The sequence below is a fragment of the Paenibacillus sp. FSL P4-0113 genome (genome assembly GCF_038009305.1).
In the GTDB taxonomy this organism is placed as follows: Bacteria; Bacillota; Bacilli; order Paenibacillales; family Paenibacillaceae; genus Paenibacillus; species Paenibacillus polymyxa_D.
The window spans coordinates 246,728-266,899 of the sequence record NZ_JBBPAZ010000001.1 but is presented as its reverse complement, the minus strand read 5'-3'; the positions used below and the strand labels follow the sequence as shown (position 1 = coordinate 266,899).

The window sequence follows — 20,172 nt, the reverse complement described above, 5'->3', positions numbered from 1 at the left end:
TCATAAGCGTTTCTTAAGCCGTTCCCTTTAGGGTTGTTAAGAACTTTATCTTTTAATAGAAAGAGTTCAACAAGATACAGTTCACTCCTGAAAGGAAATGAAGCTTATGAAGCCTACGACCAAAGAAAAAATTCCCGAATTGCAGTTGGTCAGAGCCATGGCGATTTTAGCCGTCTTGATGGTACATGCCACTTCTTATGCAACGGTTCAGCTTACAAATTCCAGCCTATATGTTGTATACAATGCGCTCAATGTGTTGATGAAGTATGGAACCCCCGTATTTATCGCGCTTAGCAGCATGGTACTGTTCTACAACTACAAGGATCGTCCAATGGGACGACAGTTCTTAAGTCGCTTTTATAAGCAGAGATTGCTGTATATTCTCTTACCTTACGTCATGTTCTCCCTATTTTATTTCTTCCTGTCTCTTATGGCTAGCAGCTCCGAACCATGGAATATAGCCACACTTGCGAAAAGCTTTGCTCTGAAGCTGGCGACAGGCAAAGCGTATACCCATTTATATTATATTTTTATCATGATACAATTCTATCTTGCATTTCCATTCGTACTGTGGCTGTTCCAGCGATATCGGCAACTTCCACAATGGTCTATTGTCCTTGGGCTGTTGCTACAGTGGTCATTTGTAATTGGCAATAAATTTCTATTTCAGGTGCAAAATAAGGGCAGTTGGGCACTGTCTTATGTAGCCTGTTACATGCTGGGTGCTGCTCTAGGTTATTACTACCCACAGCTGAAAACGTGGTTTCTGATGCGTAAGGGGCAACGAAGTGTTGCCGGAGTGCTGACATGGATCACAATTTGGGCTTTATGGCTGATTTCAGCCACCATGCATGTCTATATGTGGTGCGAAAATAGAATGTACGGAATCTCGTATAATTCGCTAGTTTTCGAACTTATGTATAATATGTACAGCCTGTCTAGCACGCTGGTAATACTACAGATTTCCTTTTTAATGTATAGACGACAACATTCCTTTGTCACTCGCAAGCTGGAACGTCTGGGCACACTGTCTTTTGGTGTGTATCTGATTCATCCGTTTTTCCTGCTTCTGTATCGGCAGTTTTCACCACATATCGGTTCTCCGCAGCTTATTCATGTGTGGTACGCTGGAGGTTTTTTCTTTGCACTTCTTTGCTCTTGGCTCGTCGTGTCTACCATCTCCCGTTTCCTACCATTTGCTTGGATCCTGTTCGGTCAACTACCGGGAATAGAAAAAAGACAATTCAAGCAAGAAAACCGTATTTCTTCAACTGAAACAGCACTATCCAAAGGCTGACGTCCCCAAGCAAGCGAACTGAGAAGAGTGTCCATAGCCTCCATCTTTAAAAAAGTATATAATACGCCATATTGTATACTGCTGGAAAGAACAGAAAGGGTGCACGGGCCATGCATAACGGAACCATTTTATTAGTAGACGATGAGCCTGAAATTATTAAGCTGATGCAAATTTATTTGGAAAATGAAGGATATCGACTGCTTATGGCACGAGACGGACTGGAAGCTCTGGAGCAAATCAGTCGGGAATCGATAGATGTGATGGTGCTTGATGTGATGATGCCCAATATGGACGGGGTTGAAGCTTGCATGAAGATCAGGGAAACCGAGCATTTTCCGATTATTATGTTGTCTGCGAAGGGACAAGATATGGACAAAATCACAGGACTCAGCGTTGGGGCCGATGATTACGTCACTAAGCCGTTCAGCCCGTTGGAACTGGTGGCACGCATTAAATCCCAGCTGCGTAGAGTACGGAAATATACCCATTCCTCCCCTGTATCGGAGCATGAAATGATACTGGATGAACTCTCCATTAATTCTGCTACGCATGAGGTCACTCTCGCCGGAGAATCCATTAAGCTGACCCCACGAGAATTTGCCATTGTCGAGCTGTTGGCCCGTAATCGTGGTCAAGTGCTGAGCATGGAGCAGATCTATGAAAAAGTGTGGAAGGAGCAATATCTGGAATCCAACAACACGCTGATGGTTCATGTGCGTAAAATTCGCGAGAAAATTGAGGCTGATCCGAGAAAACCCAAATATCTAAAAACGGTGTGGGGCATCGGCTACAAAATGGAAAAATTCGATTAATGGAGGATTCACGTCTTGAAGGCAAAACGATATGATACGTTGGGATGGAAGCTGGCAGCCCTTAGCCTTGCCGCTTTCGCTCTAACCGGACTGATTTTGATGGTGTCTTATTATGGAGCATCTTTGCTACTATGGCTGAATCCTTCCCGTTCATTTTTTGGCACCCGTCTGGTTCGCTGGACCGTAAATCACATTGGGTCCCCACTGATCATGCTGGTAGGCGGGCTACCTACATATATTTATTTCTTTTTCCTTTTTACCAAAAATACGATTGGTTACCTTCGCGAAATTACGACGGGGATGCAAGAGTTTGCTGACGGAGAGCTGTCCTATACGATTCCTGTTTCTTCAGCGGACGAGCTGGGTACCTTGGCGAAAAATATGAACACCATGGCGGACAAGCTCCGTCTCTTGCTGGAAGAAGAACGGGCTTCTGCCAAGGCCAAAAACGACCTGATCACTGGCGTATCCCATGATCTTCGTACCCCGCTAACATCCGTGATCGGTTTTTTGGAATATATTGAAACCGACCGCTATCGGGATGAAATTGAGCTGCGCTATTATGTGAACATTGCTTATGAAAAGTCATTGACGCTTAAGAAGCTGATCGACGAGCTGTTTGAATACACGCGTGTGAGCGGTGGCAGCCTGCCACTGGAGCTGGAGCCTGTAGATCTCGGCAAATTGCTCACTCAGCTTGCTGAGGAATTTGTACCCTCTCTGGAACAGGCAGACATGTCCTACCGTGTCCGAATCGTCGAGCCTGTTCGGATTCTAGCCGATACCGACGAGATGGTACGCCTGTATGAAAATTTGTTTTCCAACGCTATTCGATACGGAAAAGACGGCAAACGCCTTGATATCACCATAGGACGCGAAGACGACGAGGCGGTGGTAATCTGCACCAACTACGGCACCCCAATTCCTGCGGAAGATGTCCCGTACTTGTTTGAACGGTTTTACCGGGTGGACAAATCACGTTCCAAGGAAACTGGAGGCACCGGGCTGGGCCTTGCGATTACAAAAAGTATTACCGAGCTGCACAATGGCCGCATTTCGGTTAGGAGTAATCGCAGACAAACAGATTTTGAAACCCGTTTTCCCCTCTATCATGCTCGTTAGGCGGTCTACACGCTAGCCCACTAACAACGTATAGACGATACCTGGCCCGTGTACACCGATCGTCAAATCATTTTCAATATCCGACGAGCGGCTTGGTCCAGTAATAAAATGAATGCCTGCAGGCAGTTGCTCACGCCCGACTTCGTCAAAGCGGCTTAGAATCTCGCCCAGTCGTGTTCGTAAGCGCTCTACTGGCAGAAGAATGATCAGTGCGGTTGGCAAAAGGCTGACCGCACGGCCTTTCTCCGGCGAGGATAGCACCGCTACCGAGCCGGTGTAAGCAGCCGCTTCGTCGGCGATGACGATGCCGATATCCGCCTCAGCGGCGCGGGCCTTCCAATCCTCGACTGGATCGGTGTTCCACACCGATAAACGGACTTGCGGCAGTGCCGATTCCAGCTGGAGCGCATCCAGGTCCGGCTCATTCTGCCGGACGATATAGGCCGCTCCCAGCTCTCGCGCTTTGCACGCGATCCAGTCTGCGGTCTGCTCCAAATTCGGCAGACGCACGACATGCCCGCCAACACTTGTAAAGTTAGCAGTGAACTCCTCGATGCGCCGCTCCGCGCTCCAATCGAATTCGTACCAAAATGCAGGTGCCCCGCGAAACGGCTGAACTGGCGGCTCCGTCTGTCGTGGACGCTTGAGCCGCGTCGCGATGCCGTCCATAAAGCGTACCTGCTTGGCACGGGATTCTTCTTCCATTTGATGAAGCCACGCTTCATGGGCCGCTTTTGCTTGCGCAGAAGGATTACTATGCTCACTCATGCTGCGTCCCTCCTTTACTTCTATCTGCCAAAATCTTCTCCATTCGGCTGAGAACATCCGGCTGCATCACGTTGCGTTCCTGCTCCAGCTTATGCTCCAGCGTGTTCCATTGCTGACGGAAGGATTTTTTCGCCAGAGAGGGAGCCACACGGTACGTATTCCAGCCTTTTAACGGGCCCAGCTTCAAGGTAATTTCACCTTTACGGACGATCGCTTTCTGGGCGATCTGCCCTAGCCGAATCGCCACTGCGAATCGCTTCGAGTTGGAAACTACGGTCGCAAAACCTTTCATCCCTGCCGTTTCCAGCTTATCTCCTTGTCCCGCCTCCACCTTGCGTCTGCGCAAATATACCAGCATATCATGCAGCGGTATTTTGACCGGACAGGCTTCATAGCACGCACCACACAGACTGGACGCACTCGCAATATCGTTCCACTCTTCGATGTTGCTATGAAGGGCAGGCGTAAGCACCGCACCGATAGGGCCACTATATGTCCCGCCATACGCGTGCCCGCCAATGTGTCGGTACACCGGACAGGCATTCAGGCAAGCACCACAGCGAATGCAATTCAGCAACTCTTGAAACTCGGGATTGCCCAGCTGTAGTGAACGTCCGTTATCTACGATGATGATGTGCATTTCGTCAGGCCCATCGGCATCTTGGCTGCGCCGAGGGCCTGAAATACCAGACATATACATGGTCAGCTTCTGCCCCGTAGCGGATCGTGGCAATAATGTAGCCATCACCTCCAAATCCGTCCAGGATGGAATAATCCGCTCCATGCCCATCAGCGTAATTTGGGTTTTGGGCAGAGTGGATACCATCCGTGCGTTCCCTTCATTTTCAAACAGGACCATGGAGCCTGTCTCGGCGATGGCGAAATTACAGCCCGTCATGCCAATATCCGCTTCTAGAAACTTCTCACGCAGCTTTTTGCGGACAAAGCCCGCCAAAATCGTCGTATCCGCGGACAGTTTCTCACCTGCTTCTTGGGATAACAGTTCGGCAATCTGAAAGCGGTTTTTGTGAATCGCCGGAATGACGATATGAGACGGGGGCTCTCCTGCCAGTTGAATAATATATTCACCGAGGTCACTTTCAATCGTCTCGATATCCGCACCCTCCAGCGCCTGATTCAAATGTAACTCCTCCGACACCATCGACTTGGATTTGACGACGGAACGGGCTTGGCTATGTGCAGCAATATCCAGGGTAATACGTACGGCATCGGCTGCTGTATCGGCAAAATGGATATGCACCCCGTTGGCACGGGCATTTTCTACAAATAGATTTAAGTAATAGTCCAGATGGGCAATGGTATGCAGACGAATTTGACGGCCCCGTTCACGCCATTCTTCCCAATTTCCGTGTTGCTCTGAAGCCACCTGCTTTCCGTTACGCAAACGCTCTGTAGTGAAACGAACTGCATTCCGCAGAAAATCATCATTTAGGGCCAGCTCTGCACGTTTTTTGACCTTTTGGTTCATGGAATGTGTGTGTACGACGGTCATGCGTGCTTCACCCCTTCGTACAGCAGCTCAGCCAGATGCATGACCCGAACTGGCTCCTCCCGATACCGAAGATTTCCGGCAATGTTCATCAAGCAGGCCATATCTAGTCCGACCAGTACCTCGGCTTCGGTCTCCCTGATATGGTCCACTTTTTCAGTCACCATCGCTCCCGAAATATCTGGCATTTTCACCGCGAAAGTCCCGCCAAAGCCACAGCAGTCCTCAGCAAAGGGAAGTGGTACTAATTGCAGCCCCTTTACACTGCCAAGCATCTTCATCGGTTCCTCCTTCACGCCGAGCAAACGTGTGCCATGGCAAGACGGATGATAGGTTACTGTATGCGGAAAAGACGCGCCCACATCGGTCACGCCAAGCACCTGTACCATAAATTGCGTAAACTCATACGTCTTTTGTTCCAGCCTCCGTGCTGAATCGAGCCATTCGGGCTCATCCTTAAACAACTCCGGGTAATGATGAATCATATATGTACAGGAACCGGAAGGAGATACGACAAAATCGCTGTCGTTAAACGCTTTCAGAATTGTTTTGGCAGCAACCCTCGTTTCATCCCAATAGCCGCTGTTATAGGACGGCTGTCCGCAGCATGTCTGTACCTTCGGAAAATCCAGCTGAACACCATATCTGGAAAGCAAGCATGCCATCGCTTCCCCCACCTTGGGATAAATCGCATCACTCAGGCAAGTAATAAATAAAGATACCTTCATACGGAACACCCCTTACGTCTATGGAATAGCTATTACTTTATAGAGGATACCAGCGGATCGGTTCATTTGAATCTGGAGAAGCGTCAGCGTTTGCCTAAAAGCTTTCCAAAGGAAAGCTCTCTACGTAAGCATAAGCTTGCAGTGGGATTCTCACCTAAACGTGTTTTACATCATCAAAGAATCCCACTGCAACAGCGAGCGTAAGAGCAAATGAAACGCGGAGCGACACTCTCCACCTCGACATTTTTAAATTCACACAACCGTAACTGGAATAGCCTGCTCCGCAAGTTGACTGCGAATCGGATCCGACAACCTCGAATCCGTAATAATCTCGGATACCTGCGACAGGTTCACGACATGCGTAAACGCCTGTTGCCCAAATTTGCTCGCATCGGCCAGTAAAATCACACGGTCTGCAATGCTGACCATTTTCTGCTTCAAACGAGCTTGCAGTTCATTCGATTCACTAATACCGCGATCCAGATGAACCCCCTGGCTGGAGAAAAACAATTTATCCACATAATAGGTTTCCAGGGAACGCTCTGCGAGCGGGCCTACAAATGACAGCGAGCGTTGAAGCAACTGCCCCCCCGTCGAAATGACCTCGATTTTTTCCTTACCCGCCAGCTCTGTAGCTACCCGAATCGAATTCGTTAATATCGTCAAAGGAATATCCGGTAAACTTGAGGCCATATACCAGGCGGTTGTGCTGGCATCCAGCAAAATACGATCATTCGGCTGAATCTGCTTAACCGCTTCTTCGGCAATTCTGCGCTTTTCCTCTGCGTTCATAATTTCCCGTACCGCATAGGGCGTTTCAGGCTGCTCGTTTTTGACACTTACCGCTCCCCCATGCGAACGGCGCAGTCGTCCCGCCTGCTCCAGACGGTCCAGATCACGACGAATCGTTTCCTCCGTTACTTTGCACAACTCACTCAATTCGGACACTCGTATGCTTCCTTTTTCATTCACGAGCTGCACAATCATCTCATATCTTTCTGCGACCAGCATGGCAATCTCACTCCACATCTTTAATGTACAAAAAGTCCCGCTACCCGCCGGAATTGCCCATAGGCATCCTCCCACGCTTCTGATTCGGCAGGCTCATATTCCTCCACGGAAATAGAATTCGCGATGACCCAGCGGGCTTCCCATATATCGGCGAACTTTCCCTGTGTCATCCATTGTACCGCAAGATTGCCGATTGCGCTCGCTTCTGCAGGTCCCGCCCACACTGGTTTTTGAATCGAATTGGCCGTCCATTGGCACAACAAGCGATTTTGAATCCCTCCTCCGACCATATGTAAACCATTAAACCGTTGTCCTGACACCTGTTCTGTAAGCTCCAAAATGTAACGGTACTTTAACGCCAGACTCTCCAAAATACAACGCGTGATTTCTCCCGGCGTCTCGGGCAATGGCTGTCGGGTATTGCGGCAATATTGGCGAATTCGTGTTCTCATATCCCCGGCGTGCAGAAATAGTTCATCGTCCGGATCAATCAAAGAAGTGAATGCTGGAGCCTGTTCTGCCATATGAACCAGTTCAGGGAAGGAATAGGAGTACCCCTGCCGTTCCCACTCCCTACGCGCCTCCTGTAAAATCCATAAGCCCATGATGTTTTTAAGCAGCCTGTAAGTTCGACTGACCCCACCTTCGTTCGTAAAATTAAAACGAAGCGTATCGTCATTGATTACAGGCTGTGCCGTTTCCGTTCCCATCAGGGACCATGTTCCACAGCTCAAGTACGCAAACGAGCGCTCCAGCGCAGGCACGGCAGCCACAGCAGATCCCGTATCGTGCTCTGCTACTGCAATCACAGGAATCGCTCCAATGCCCAAATCGTTCATAACCGACGAGCGGATCGTTCCTGCAACATTTCCTGGCTCCAGCACCTCACCAAACCAGGAATGAGGAATGTTGATTCCAGACAAAAGCTCATCATCCCATTTTTGCTGCAACGGATTATATAATTGCGTGCTGGTCACATTGGAAAACTCATTGTACATTTCACCTGTCAGAAAATACCGTAGCAGATCTGGAATCATCAAGAAATGCTTTGCCTGCTCCAGCAACGGTGAACTCGCATTTCGCATAGCAGCCAGCTGATAAATGGTATTAAACGTCAAAAACTGAATGCCTGTGCGCTGGAAAATAAACTCTTTTCCCAGCCGTTCCTGTACTTCTTCCATTACCCCATGGGTGTGCCAATCCCGATAATGATAAGGGTTGCCCAGCAATTCTCCAGTTTCTCCGATCAGTCCAAAATCGACCGCCCAGGAGTCAATCGCAAGACTGGATGGATTCACTCCCCTATGCTTGGCTTTGATCAATCCTTGCTGAACCTCGTGATACAGACGCAACAGATCCCAGTGCAGATGTTCCCCAACCTTGACCGGATCATTCGAAAAGCGATGGATTTCCTCCACCACTATACGTGAATCCGTCAATTCTCCGAGTAGAACCCTGCCACTGCTTGCCCCCAAATCATAAGCGAGGATACTCACCAGCTTGCACCACCCTTGCCTCTTTGCAAAATCTGCGTGCCATACTCAGACGCTAAGTAAGCTTTCATCGGGTCTGCTGGTAAGCCTTGCTCTTCACGGATCGCTCTGAGCAATGGTGCCACATCAAACTCAAACGCTTGTCGCACAGCATCCTCCGCACCCAGCACATTCTGGCGGCTCGATGCTTCCTCCACTTCTGCATGATTAATTAGGAGCGCTTTCGCATATTGAGTCTGCACATTCAGCACCGAACGAATCATCGCCGGAATTTTTTGCTCAATATTGTGCGACTGATCGATCAAATAAGCAATTTTGTCCACCGTATGCCGAATATCTTTATCCACATCCTGAGCCGCATTTAAAATTTGATAAAAAATCAAGAACAGTTCATACGGATTCGCGGAGCCCACGATCAGATCATCATCCGCATATTTGTAGCTATTAAAATGAAAACCACCTAATCGCTTCTCATCAATTAGAAACGCCACAATATGCTCCACGTTGGCTCCCGGCAGATGATGCCCAGTATCCACCAGCACCTGTGCCTGCGGCCCCAGCTTGGTTGCGTAATTATACGCCATGCCCCAATCGGCAATATCCGTATGATAAAAGGCTGGCTCGAACGCCTTGTATTCAATCAGCATGCGCATGTCAGATGTGAGTGCCTTATACATTTCACTGAGCGCTTCCAGCATCCAATTTTTCCGTTTGCGAATGTCCCCCTGACCGGGATAATTCGTTCCGTCTGCGAACCATAAGCTAAAATCGTTCGAGCCCGTTTCCTTCGCAATATCTACGCATTCTAGCAAATGGTTGATGGCCTTGCGGCGGATGGACGGGTCTACATTGGTGACACTGCCGAGCATGTAGTCCTCGTCTTGAAACAGATTAGGATTCACGGCCCCAATCCGCAGACCGAGGCTTTCCGCATGACTGCGAAGCTTGCCGTAGTTGTCTACTTTATCCCACGGAATGTGAATAGCAACGGATGGACATAAGCCCGTCACGGCATGAACCTGCGCGGCATCCTCCAACTTTTCGAACGGATCACGCGGCACGCCCGTTTTCTGAAAGACTTTAAATCGTGTACCTGAGTCGCCATATCCCCAGGATGGTGTTTCTATGCTAAGCGCTTTCAGCTTTGCCTTTACTCGCTCCAGGTCAATGCCTCGTTGTTGCTGTTGTTCCTCGAATAAGGCGTACGCTTTGTCACTCATCATGGTTCCTCCTTGGAAAAATGAAGTGAGTTATGGGAGATCGCTTCGCGTGCGGATTGTTCTTCCGATCGCTCCGCTGCTGACCACCCATAAAGTCACTTCTATTTTTAAAGTGTTAGTGTGTGTATAACATGTGGCTTGGATTAGTGAAATAGATTAGTACATTAAATTAGTTCGTTATAATCCTAAGTGTTGAGCCGTTGAAATGAGTCTATCGCTTACCCAGGTTCATTTTAATTCGGCTAGCGTGTAAAGGCAGCGGGGACGCCGCCGTCGATGGTCAGCATACAACCTGTCGTTTTCTCTGCCTTGGATGAGGCGAAAAAGGCAATGCCCTCGGCGATATCCTGCGGGTAAATGTTGACCAGCAGCGTCGTCCGTTTGCGGTAATGCTCCTCCAGCTGGTCTGGCTCAATGCCGTAGGCAGTGGCGCGTTCATTACGCCAGTTGGAGTTCCAGATTGCCGAGCCTTGCAGAATGGCATCCGGCAAAATGGTGTTCACACGGATACCATATTCACCACCTTCTGCGGCAATACATCGGGCTAAATGCGCTTCCAGCGCCTTGACCGAGCTGTAGGCCGTTACATTTTTACCTGCGTAGACCGAGTTTTTGGAGCCGACGAACACCATACTGCCGCCAAGTGTCTGCTCCTTCATGAGCTTGAACGCTTCTCGTGCAACCAGAAAATAACCCGTTCCCAGCACATTCACATTTAAATTCCATTCCTTTAACGATGTTTCATCGAACGGACTGGATGTAGCAAGGCCTGCATTGTTGACGATGATATCTACACCGCCATAGGTCAATGCCGTTTCTGCATAGGCAGCCTGAATTTGCTCCTCCTGCGTCACATCCATTTTTACGGCAATGGCACAGTTTTCTCCGTAGCTACTATTGATCTCTGCGGCTACCTTTTGCGCGCCTTCCAGATTCAGGTCTGCCAGTACGACATGTGCGCCTTCATCCACCAAACGACGTGCGGTTGCACTGCCAATTCCGCCTGCACCACCTGTAATGAACGCAATTTTACGGGAAAATTCAACTTCTGCTGGCGCGAGTGACAGCTTATAAAGCTCCAGCGGCCAATATTCCACGTTATATGACTCGTTCTCACTGAGTGAAACAAACTCTCCTAACGTCGTTGCCCCTTGCATGACAGCGATAGCCCGATGGTACAGAGCACCGCTTACCTGCGCATTGCTCCAGCTTTTACCTGTGTTGATCATACCAACACCCGGAACCAAAATTACACGTGGCGCAGCCTCAAACATAACATCCCCTTCAAGCCGATTGCGCTCGAAATAAGCTTGATACTGCTCCTTATAAGCTGCTATACCCTCGGCAAGCTTAACTTTCAAGCCCTCTACATCCTCCACATCCGGTGTCCAATCTACATAGAGTGGCTTCATCTTGGTATGGACCAGATGATCCGGGCACGCAGCCCCGACCTGGGATAAAGCAGCAGAATCCCGGCCGTTCACAAACTCCAACACATCTTCCGCATCATCAAAGGTTAAAATCATCTTTTTCTCATCACTGACCGCTCCCCGAATCGACGGCATAACTTGAGATGCAATGCTACGGCGTCCTTCATAAGTAAGCGCTTTATATTTTGTTCCTCCAAACGCCTGCTTTTCCTCTTGACGAGCTTTAATATAGCTTTCTGCTTCTTGGATGATATCGATCGTTTTGGCATAAGCCGCTTCGGATGTGTCTCCCCACGTAACCAGACCATGCTTTTCCATCAATACCAATTCAGCTTGTGGATGATCGAGTACACCTTGGGCAATCATTTTCGACAGCTTAAATCCAGGACGGATATAAGGCACCCATACAAAACGGTCACCGAAAATTTCCTTAGCGATTTCCTTACCGTTGTGCGCACAGCACAAGCTAATAATCGCGTCCGGGTGCGTATGATCGACATGTCTAAAAGGCAGAAAAGCATGTAATAGCGTCTCAATTGAAGCCCGTGGATGCTTGGCATCTATCATACAGTTCGCCAAATATGCGACCATATCCTCGTCAGACATATCTTCTCTTTCAAATAAAGGACGAATATCCTCCATACGAAGTCCTGTGAAGTTATGCGTTTTCATTGTTGCGAGATCGGAACCGCTGCCCTTGACGTACATCACTTCTACTTCACGCCCGCGAAAATCTGGTATCGTCGTTTTGGCCGAAGTATTACCGCCTCCCCAATTGCACACACTCCTCTCTGTACCAATCAGGTTAGAACGGTATACGAGCTGTTCCAGCATGCTTTTCTGCTCAGACGCTTGTGAAGAAATCCACAGACTTTGTACCATAGGAAAAAGACCTCCAAGTTTAGTTTTAGTTTTGAAAGGCTTTATTACAGTGGTTATTCTTTGTTTATGGAGACTATAACACCTTTGTTTTAATTTGAAAATAAGTAATACAAAAATAATCAAAAATAAATTTTAATTTTCATCCATCTGTAATCTGTGTACATTAATCAAAAGCCGCGCCGGGATCAGGTTATGAGAACCTTTTCCGGCACGGCCTTTTGGTAGGTAAATCACTTCATTCAAGCATATTACTACAAATCGAATACGCTCCGTCCAAAGAAAGACTACTCAGGGAATATCAAGTCGTTTTTTAACGACTGCTGGTACCCCTGCAGCCATGGTAAAGCTGGGTATATCATCTTTAACAAAGGCACCTCCACCTATCATAGACCAACAACCAATGTGACATCTCTCCCGTACCGAGACACCGACGCCGATATAGGCCCCCTCATCTATGGTTACGTTACCTGCCAGATTCACGCCAGGGGCTATGGTTATATAATCGCCAATAACCGCATCATGACTCACGTTAACACTCCGATTGATAATCACATGCTGTCCGATCTTAATATTGTCCGACAGGACAGCCCCTTCAAAGATCATACTTCCCTCTCCAATGGTGTTTCTTCGAGACAAACGAACACGCGGATGTATTAGCGGGGCTGCGATACGAAATCCCGATTGAATTGTATGATAAGCGAATCGTTTCTTTAATGCTGGGTCACCCACTCCCGCACATATCAGTTCCACCTCATATTTTAACGCTTTAATGTCGGTCAACGTCCCCAGTACAGGAACCCCATTTACGATCTGCCCTTTCGTCTCAGGCCGTTCGTCTAAGAATCCTATCACTCGAACTCCTAACTCTTCACATAACCAGTTAATTTCCCTGGCATGTCCGCCCGATCCCCAAATCACGAGTTTCCTCATCTGGCTGTCTCTCTTCCCAAGCTTCTTAGAACATTTACAATTCTTCGAACGATAATCTCATCCAGTTCCTCCCACAAGGGCAGGCTGACAATATGTTTGGTAATATGCTCGGTAACATGAAGAGTAGACCGGGGATAACTTTGGAACTGCTTCTGCTGATGGCACGCCGGAGAAAAATAGGTTCTGGCTTCTATTGAATTAGAGGCTAATAACTTAACGACCTCTTGATTCGTGTGTGAATCCGGACTAAGAATAGGGATAAATTGATGGACAACCGATCCTTGTGTTTTTTGTACAGACCATCCTCGTTCTAATAAGTCTGCTTGGAGCAGTTCTTGAAGATAATATTCGTAGATCGTCCTTCTATTCTCCCGTACAGTTTTGAAGTGATCGAGAGTAGCTAAAGCGATAGCAGCGGTATACTCGGATATCTTACTGTTAAGACCTTGGGTGACAGACTCCCTGCTGCTGGAGAAACCGAAATTCCCCGCCTGACGAATTCGCTTAATGAGATCCTGGTCCAAACTGTATACCAATCCACCCTCTCCGATACCAAAAGATTTGGTGGCATGAAAGCTGAATACTACGGCCCCTCCAAAGCCTTTACCAAAATGGGTGGCTTCCTCGGGAGATATAGTCCCAAAACTGGCAGCAGCATCAATGACTACCGGAATTCCTTGCTCCTGCAGCTTATTGTATACAGACAAATCAATGGCTGTACCGAAAGTGGCATAAGGAACGATTACCGCAATCTCATCTCCCAGCAGCTTGACTGCCTGCTCTAACTGCTCCCTATTCATTTGCCAATTCTCCGGTTCAATGTCAAGGAAATAGGGTTCTAACCCGCACCACTCAGCAGCAAGTGGGGTGGCAGCAAAAGTAAAACTTGGCATAACTGCATATTTGCCCTGTGGTCGCTTGCTGTGAGCGATAGCCAAAATCAAGCCGATGGTAGCGTTACTAACAGTCACAGCCGAACCGATTCCATTAAACACTTGCGCAATGACCCGCTCTTCAAACAGGTTATTTAAGGGGCCATAATTGGAGTAAATTCGCGTCTCTTCTATTTTCTCAAAATTAGCAATAAATCGTTCCTTTTTTACTAAACTAGGTCGTAAGAAGGGAATTTCAAACATAAGCCAAGCCTCCTTTGCACATGGGATGAGCAAGTTAGGATTCCAATGTTTTTAATATCATTTCAATTCGCTTGATATCTGCAACAAATTGTGGACGGCCTTTTATACGTTCATGATAAGAATGAAGTGCAGTTTTAAACAAATCGTTGGTATCAAGAAATCCATCATCTCTCGAGGCAATCATAATATCTAACCATTCCGTGAACGCATTTTGACCAAGCGTTTGATTATTTTGATTGGGATGTATTCGAAAATAGCTTAGCGCTTCAGGAATATAAACTGCTTTTCCTTTGGATAGTAAGTTCAACCAGGAAGCTAAATCATTAAGAAGAGAATACTGTTTCCCTTTATAAACTCCAAACCGTTCGATAAGATCTGTTTTTTTGAAAAACACTGTTGTAGGTTCACCAATCACATTTAAACAACGAGTTAATGCAACGTTTGCCAACATTCTTCCGTCCATTATCCTTGTTTCTTCGTATAACTTTTCCGTTGCATAGAGCGGTGGGAGAATAGCCCCTAATTCATTCATGGTTTGCCGATACGAGGTAACCAGTGTGATGTTTTCAAAATTTTCAAAAAAATAGAGCATCCTTGCTATTTTTTCTTTATGAAACATATCGTCATCCATCAAGTAATTGATATATTCACCTGATGCCAAATCAAAACATTTATGCCAATTTCCAAGAAAAAGATTTTTATCATTTTTATAATATTTAACTTGGGGAAAAGAATCTAAATAAGAATCAATCATTTCTTGTACTTCATTCGTTGTACTGTCATCACAGATAATAATTTCGATGTTCGGGTAAGTTTGTTCCAATACACTGTCGATGGCGATTTTTAGTGTATGCGGCCGGTTATATGCAGGTATAACTACACTTACTAATGGGCATTCCACACTTACTCCACCTTTCTTTAATGCTTCGGTGTTTACGACGGAGGTTTCAAACGGTTTATTCGCTATGTTCATATGGGCTGGCATTTTTCTCACATCCCCGAACACATACACATACATATATACTACTGGGAAATAAAATGATGCCAGGAAAATGGTTGTTTCAATAAAAACAATAGCTTACGTCTGAACGGCACCTCCCTCTCGTTGATGTTCGAAACTGGTAAAGGGGAATGATCATGTCATTGAATTTCACTCCGCTACTGACAACTCATTTATTTGTATCGAAGAAGGTTTTAAAGGATCATGTAAAAGAATTGATAGATAGATTGGAAGAAAATAACATTACAATAAACTTGTATGAGGCTGATCAGCCACTTATAGACAATAGCCTCCAAAAACCTCGGGTTTACGTCTCGATCGGAGAAGAGTGGGGAGAATTTTCAGCACTAAAAGCATTGCCTGGTCACGAAAAAAAACGCTGGTTACACTTCCAATCACCTGACGAAATTCAACCTATGCATTTATTTTTCTGCTGGCTTAAGGCAACAGATCCTCTTCCGGAGAATAGAACGATTCCTCCTACACATTTTTCTTCAAACACACCTTTAATATCCGTCTTTACTGCCAGCTACAGATCAAAGGAAAAAATTCAACGACCTTATCAATCTTTATTGAAGCAGACCTACAAGAACTGGGAATGGGTAATCGTGGATGATTCCGGTGATGAAGATGAAACGTACAAGGAGTATTTACTCCCTTTAGAGGATCACCGTGTGCGGAGATATCGCCAGGATTCCCGCAATGGTTATATAGGGGCTATCAAAAGGTTTGCAGCAGGTCTATGTACAGGGGAAATTTTGGTAGAAGTCGATCATGATGATGAGCTAACTCCTGACTGCCTGGAGAAAATCGTCAAAGCATTTCAACAAAACCCTGACTGTGGCTTTGTTTATGGGGATTGTGCTGAAGTGTATGCAGGGAGCAATCATGCACATTGGTATGGCTGGGATTGTGGCTTTGGCTACAGTGTTCATTATCGAGTCTGGCTGCATGAAATGAACAGATGGCAAAATGTACAAAAACATACGACCATTAATGGCAAAACCATTCGACATTTGGTCGGTTTACCCAATCATCCCCGTGCGTGGACAAGGGACTGTTATCATCTGATCGGGGGACATCGCAATGAACTACTGGTTGCAGATGATTACGATATGCTGGTCCGGACGTTTCTTTGCACTAAATTTGCAAACATCCCCGATTTGATATATATCCAATATCGTAACGAACATGGGAATAACACTACATTCCTAAGAAATAAGCAGATTCAGGTTCTTGTAGGGGAACTAAATAGATGCTATTTTCAAAGGATACAAATGAGACTGAAAGAACTCGATTTACCACAGCAATTGCCTTATCGTCGTATATGGGAGACTTCTACGGATGATCCTGCCCGGAAATCTGCTCACGTTATTCAAGAAGATACTTCTAAATTCTCGATATTGTTCCCTATCCCCCATTCCTGTCCTGAAATAGAGCACACCCAATTAATTAAAACGCTCCAAAAGGGCATTGAAAACAACTTTAGGGAGATCGAAATTGTGGTTGTAGGTCGAATTCCATCAGAAATCGAAACCTATGCCTCCAAAGCTCCCAGGGGAGCCATACGATGGTGGCCTATGGAGCCAAATGATTCATTAGAAACTTGTATTCAATATGGAAAATTTATTGCGTCCTGCAAAGAGAAAGTGGTTGTGTTGCCGTAAATTACAACAAGGCTGATTAGAATATTAGCCAACAATTATTTTCCAATACCTTTGTCGAAGTCTCTCTGAATCATTTCCATGAGACTTCGACAAAGGTTTTTTTTGTTACAGCAGGACTGCAAACATGAACTTAAGACAAAAAAAGAACCCAAAAGTTATAAATAACTTTTGAGTCCTCTAAATATACCTTGACCTTAAGCTGGTCCTTGGTCACCTTGCGGTCCTTGAACACCCTGAGGGCCTTGATCGCCTTGGACTCCTTGAGGTCCTTGGTCTCCTTGTACGCCTTGAACTCCCTGAGGGCCTTGATCGCCTTGGACTCCTTGAGGTCCCTGATCGCCTTGGACTCCTTGAGGGCCTTGGTCTCCTTGTACGCCCTGAACACCCTGAGGTCCTTGGTCTCCTTGAACTCCTTGAGGTCCTTGGTCACCTTGGACTCCTTGAGGTCCTTGATCACCTTGAACTCCCTGTGGTCCTTGGTCACCTTGAACTCCCTGAGGTCCTTGGTCGCCTTGCACGCCTTGAACTCCTTGAGGTCCTTGGTCGCCTTGTACGCCCTGAACACCCTGAGGTCCTTGGTCACCTTGAACGCCCTGAACACCCTGAGGTCCTTGGTCGCCTTGCACGCCTTGAACTCCTTGAGGTCCTTGGTCTCCTTGGGCTCCCTGAACACCCTGAGGTCCTTGGTCGCCCTGAACACCCTGAGGTCCTTGGTCGCCTTGTACGCCTTGAACTCCCTGAGGTCCTTGGTCACCTTGTACGCCCTGAACACCCTGAGGTCCTTGGTCGCCTTGTACGCCTTGAACTCCCTGAGGTCCTTGGTCACCTTGTACGCCCTGAACACCCTGAGGTCCTTGGTCACCTTGTACGCCCTGAGGTCCTTGGTCGCCTTGAACTCCTTGAACACCCTGTGGTCCTTGGTCGCCTTGAACACCTTGAACTCCTTGAGGTCCTTGATCGCCTTGGACTCCTTGAGGTCCTTGGTCGCCTTGCACGCCTTGAACTCCTTGAGGTCCTTGATCGCCTTGGACTCCTTGAGGTCCTTGGTCACCTTGGACGCCTTGAACTCCTTGAGGTCCTTGGTCGCCTTGTACGCCCTGAACACCCTGAGGTCCTTGGTCGCCTTGCACGCCTTGAACTCCTTGAGGTCCTTGGTCGCCTTGGGTTCCCTGAACACCCTGAGGTCCTTGGTCGCCTTGGGCTCCTTGAACACCCTGAGGTCCTTGGTCGCCTTGGACGCCCTGAACACCCTGAGGTCCTTGGTCACCTTGTACGCCTTGAACTCCTTGAGGTCCTTGGTCACCTTGCACGCCTTGAACTCCTTGAGGTCCTTGGTCACCTTGTGGTCCTTGAGGTCCTTGGTCGCCTTGCACGCCTTGAACACCCTGAGGTCCTTGGTCGCCTTGGGCTCCTTGAACACCCTGAGGTCCTTGGTCACCTTGGACGCCTTGAACACCTTGAGGTCCTTGGTCGCCTTGCACGCCTTGAACGCCTTGAGGTCCTTGGTCACCTTGCACGCCTTGAACTCCCTGAGGTCCTTGGTCGCCTTGTACGCCCTGAACACCCTGAGGTCCTTGATCGCCTTGGACTCCTTGAGGTCCTTGAACTCCTTGAGGTCCTTGTTCGCCTTGGACGCCTTGAACTCCCTGAGGTCCTTGGTCACCTTGTACGCCCTGAGGTCCTTGGTCGCCTTGAACTCCTTGAGGTCCTTGAACTCCTTGAGGTCCTTGTTCGCCTTGGACGCCTTGAACTCCCTGAGGTCCTTGGTCACCTTGTACGCCCTGAGGTCCTTGGTCGCCTTGAACTCCTTGAACACCCTGTGGTCCTTGGTCGCCTTGAACACCTTGAACTCCTTGAGGTCCTTGATCGCCTTGGACTCCTTGAGGTCCTTGGTCGCCTTGCACGCCTTGAACTCCTTGAGGTCCTTGTTCGCCTTGGACGCCTTGAACTCCCTGAGGTCCTTGGTCACCTTGTACGCCCTGAGGTCCTTGGTCGCCTTGAACTCCTTGAACACCCTGTGGTCCTTGGTCGCCTTGAACTCCTTGAACACCCTGAGGTCCTTGGTCGCCTTGAACGCCCTGTGGTCCTTGGTCGCCTTGGACGCCCTGAGGTCCTTGATCACCTTGTACGCCTTGAACTCCCTGTGGTCCTTGGTCACCTTGTACGCCCTGAGGTCCTTGGTCGCCTTGAACGCCCTGAGGTCCTTGATCGCCTTGGACTCCCTGAGGTCCTTGGTCACCTTGGTCGCCTTGAACACCCTGTGGTCCTTGGTCACCTTGGTCGCCTTGAACACCCTGTGGTCCTTGGTCGCCTTGGACGCCTTGAGGTCCTTGATCACCTTGGGCTCCTTGAACTCCTTGAGGTCCTTGATCGCCTTGGGCTCCTTGAACTCCTTGAGGTCCTTGGTCGCCTTGGACTCCTTGAACTCCCTGTGGTCCTTGGTCGCCTTGAACTCCTTGAGGTCCTTGGTCGCCTTGAACTCCTTGAGGTCCTTGATCGCCTTGGGCTCCTTGAGGTCCTTGGTCGCCTTGCACGCCTTGAACTCCTTGAGGTCCTTGGTCACCTTGCACGCCTTGAACTCCTTGAGGTCCTTGGTCGCCTTGCACGCCTTGAACACCCTGAGGTCCTTGGTCGCCTTGGACTCCTTGAGGTCCTTGATCACCTTGGGCTCCTTGAACTCCTTGAGGTCCTTGATCGCCTTGGGCTCCTTGAACTCCTTGAGGTCCTTGGTCGCCTTGGACTCCTTGAACTCCCTGTGGTCCTTGGTCGCCTTGAACGCCCTGAGGTCCTTGGTCGCCTTGGACGCCCTGAGGTCCTTGATCACCTTGTACGCCTTGAACTCCCTGTGGTCCTTGGTCACCTTGTACGCCCTGAGGTCCTTGGTCGCCTTGGGCTCCCTGAACACCCTGAGGTCCTTGGTCGCCTTGGGCTCCCTGAACACCCTGAGGTCCTTGGTCGCCTTGGGCTCCCTGAACACCCTGAGGTCCTTGGACGCCTTGATCGGTTCCTAAAAGTTCATCAGATACTAACCGATGCGCAGGTACTAATTGCCCCAATGCATCTTTACCCCAAACAGAAATTTGAGTTTCATTCACTGCTGGTCCGCTTGTGGTAAACACGAATTCAAATGCGTCTAAATTTGCAAAGAAATTCCTAGTTATAACCG

General features: G+C 48.1%; 15 protein-coding genes. 4 read left to right on the top strand and 11 right to left on the bottom strand.

The window, feature by feature from the left end:
- Positions 1–106: 106 nt before the first annotated feature.
- The 3 genes from MKX46_RS01210 (at position 107) to MKX46_RS01200 (ending at position 3,231) form a co-directional block, all read left to right on the top strand.
- Positions 107–1,297 (top strand): acyltransferase, encoded by a 1,191-nt coding sequence (locus tag MKX46_RS01210; protein ID WP_029518443.1) that lies wholly within the window; start codon positions 107–109, stop codon positions 1,295–1,297.
- 110 nt (positions 1,298–1,407) lie between these two features.
- On the top strand, positions 1,408–2,109 hold the full coding sequence (locus MKX46_RS01205) for a response regulator transcription factor (RefSeq protein ID WP_029518444.1): 702 nt from the start codon (positions 1,408–1,410) through the stop codon (positions 2,107–2,109).
- Between the two features lie 15 nt (positions 2,110–2,124).
- A complete protein-coding gene (locus tag MKX46_RS01200; RefSeq protein ID WP_029518445.1) occupies positions 2,125–3,231 on the top strand; it encodes a HAMP domain-containing sensor histidine kinase in 1,107 nt (368 codons plus the stop codon).
- A 12-nt stretch (positions 3,232–3,243) separates the two neighbouring features.
- Here the strand turns inward: MKX46_RS01200 and MKX46_RS01195 are convergent, their stop codons facing one another.
- The 10 genes from MKX46_RS01195 to MKX46_RS01150 all read right to left on the bottom strand — a co-directional run bounded on the left by MKX46_RS01195 (position 3,244) and on the right by MKX46_RS01150 (position 15,240).
- On the bottom strand, positions 3,244–3,999 hold the full coding sequence (locus tag MKX46_RS01195) for a LutC/YkgG family protein (protein ID WP_029518446.1): 756 nt from the start codon (positions 3,997–3,999) through the stop codon (positions 3,244–3,246).
- A complete protein-coding gene (locus MKX46_RS01190) occupies positions 3,992–5,512 on the bottom strand; it encodes a LutB/LldF family L-lactate oxidation iron-sulfur protein (RefSeq protein ID WP_029518447.1) in 1,521 nt (506 codons plus the stop codon). The genes MKX46_RS01195 and MKX46_RS01190 overlap by 8 nt, the downstream gene beginning before the upstream one ends.
- A complete protein-coding gene (locus MKX46_RS01185) occupies positions 5,509–6,237 on the bottom strand; it encodes a (Fe-S)-binding protein (RefSeq protein ID WP_029518448.1) in 729 nt (242 codons plus the stop codon). The genes MKX46_RS01190 and MKX46_RS01185 overlap by 4 nt, the downstream gene beginning before the upstream one ends.
- A gap of 252 nt (positions 6,238–6,489) precedes the next feature.
- Positions 6,490–7,248: a DeoR/GlpR family DNA-binding transcription regulator gene (locus tag MKX46_RS01180; protein WP_029518449.1), complete on the bottom strand. Its 759-nt coding sequence runs from the start codon at positions 7,246–7,248 to the stop codon at positions 6,490–6,492.
- Between the two features lie 20 nt (positions 7,249–7,268).
- The gene (gene rhaB / locus MKX46_RS01175) at positions 7,269–8,744 is read right to left on the bottom strand and encodes a rhamnulokinase (RefSeq protein ID WP_029518450.1); all 1,476 of its coding nucleotides are present in this window, start codon (positions 8,742–8,744) and stop codon (positions 7,269–7,271) included.
- Complete coding sequence (gene rhaI / locus MKX46_RS01170; RefSeq protein ID WP_069012377.1) at positions 8,741–9,961, bottom strand: L-rhamnose isomerase; 1,221 nt, start codon at positions 9,959–9,961, stop codon at positions 8,741–8,743. Before rhaI ends, rhaB begins: the two co-directional genes overlap by 4 nt.
- A 242-nt stretch (positions 9,962–10,203) precedes the next feature.
- A complete protein-coding gene (locus MKX46_RS01165; RefSeq protein ID WP_341070783.1) occupies positions 10,204–12,273 on the bottom strand; it encodes a bifunctional aldolase/short-chain dehydrogenase in 2,070 nt (689 codons plus the stop codon).
- Positions 12,274–12,561: 288 nt separating this feature from the next.
- A complete protein-coding gene (locus tag MKX46_RS01160) occupies positions 12,562–13,203 on the bottom strand; it encodes an acetyltransferase (RefSeq protein WP_039275128.1) in 642 nt (213 codons plus the stop codon).
- Entirely contained in the window at positions 13,200–14,339 is a 1,140-nt protein-coding gene (locus MKX46_RS01155) for a DegT/DnrJ/EryC1/StrS family aminotransferase (protein WP_029518454.1), read from the bottom strand. Before MKX46_RS01155 ends, MKX46_RS01160 begins: the two co-directional genes overlap by 4 nt.
- 34 nt (positions 14,340–14,373) lie before the next feature.
- Positions 14,374–15,240, bottom strand: coding sequence for a glycosyltransferase family 2 protein (locus tag MKX46_RS01150; protein ID WP_029518455.1), 867 nt, complete (start codon positions 15,238–15,240; stop codon positions 14,374–14,376).
- 236 nt (positions 15,241–15,476) lie between these two features.
- On the opposite strand from MKX46_RS01150, the gene MKX46_RS01145 reads away from it, so the two are divergent.
- Positions 15,477–17,006, top strand: a complete 1,530-nt coding sequence (locus MKX46_RS01145; protein ID WP_069012380.1) for a glycosyltransferase — start codon at positions 15,477–15,479, stop codon at positions 17,004–17,006.
- 130 nt (positions 17,007–17,136) lie between these two features.
- Here MKX46_RS01145 and MKX46_RS01140 read toward each other — a convergent pair whose 3' ends face one another.
- A complete protein-coding gene (locus MKX46_RS01140) occupies positions 17,137–19,983 on the bottom strand; it encodes a hypothetical protein (RefSeq protein WP_341070782.1) in 2,847 nt (948 codons plus the stop codon).
- Positions 19,984–20,172: the final 189 nt, after the last annotated feature.

What these genes read in the sequence shown, in the direction of transcription:
- MKX46_RS01190 (WP_029518447.1), bottom strand. Translation starts at nt 5,512, where the DNA reads ATGACCGTCGTACACACACATTCCATGAACCAAAAGGTCAAAAAACGT.
- MKX46_RS01160 (WP_039275128.1), bottom strand. Translation starts at nt 13,203, where the DNA reads ATGAGGAAACTCGTGATTTGGGGATCGGGCGGACATGCCAGGGAAATT.
- MKX46_RS01155 (WP_029518454.1), bottom strand. Translation starts at nt 14,339, where the DNA reads ATGTTTGAAATTCCCTTCTTACGACCTAGTTTAGTAAAAAAGGAACGA.
- MKX46_RS01210 (WP_029518443.1), top strand. Translation starts at nt 107, where the DNA reads ATGAAGCCTACGACCAAAGAAAAAATTCCCGAATTGCAGTTGGTCAGA.
- MKX46_RS01205 (WP_029518444.1), top strand. Translation starts at nt 1,408, where the DNA reads ATGCATAACGGAACCATTTTATTAGTAGACGATGAGCCTGAAATTATT.
- MKX46_RS01195 (WP_029518446.1), bottom strand. Translation starts at nt 3,999, where the DNA reads ATGAGTGAGCATAGTAATCCTTCTGCGCAAGCAAAAGCGGCCCATGAA.
- MKX46_RS01165 (WP_341070783.1), bottom strand. Translation starts at nt 12,273, where the DNA reads ATGGTACAAAGTCTGTGGATTTCTTCACAAGCGTCTGAGCAGAAAAGC.
- MKX46_RS01180 (WP_029518449.1), bottom strand. Translation starts at nt 7,248, where the DNA reads ATGCTGGTCGCAGAAAGATATGAGATGATTGTGCAGCTCGTGAATGAA.
- MKX46_RS01185 (WP_029518448.1), bottom strand. Translation starts at nt 6,237, where the DNA reads ATGAAGGTATCTTTATTTATTACTTGCCTGAGTGATGCGATTTATCCC.
- rhaI (WP_069012377.1), bottom strand. Translation starts at nt 9,961, where the DNA reads ATGAGTGACAAAGCGTACGCCTTATTCGAGGAACAACAGCAACAACGA.
- MKX46_RS01145 (WP_069012380.1), top strand. Translation starts at nt 15,477, where the DNA reads ATGTCATTGAATTTCACTCCGCTACTGACAACTCATTTATTTGTATCG.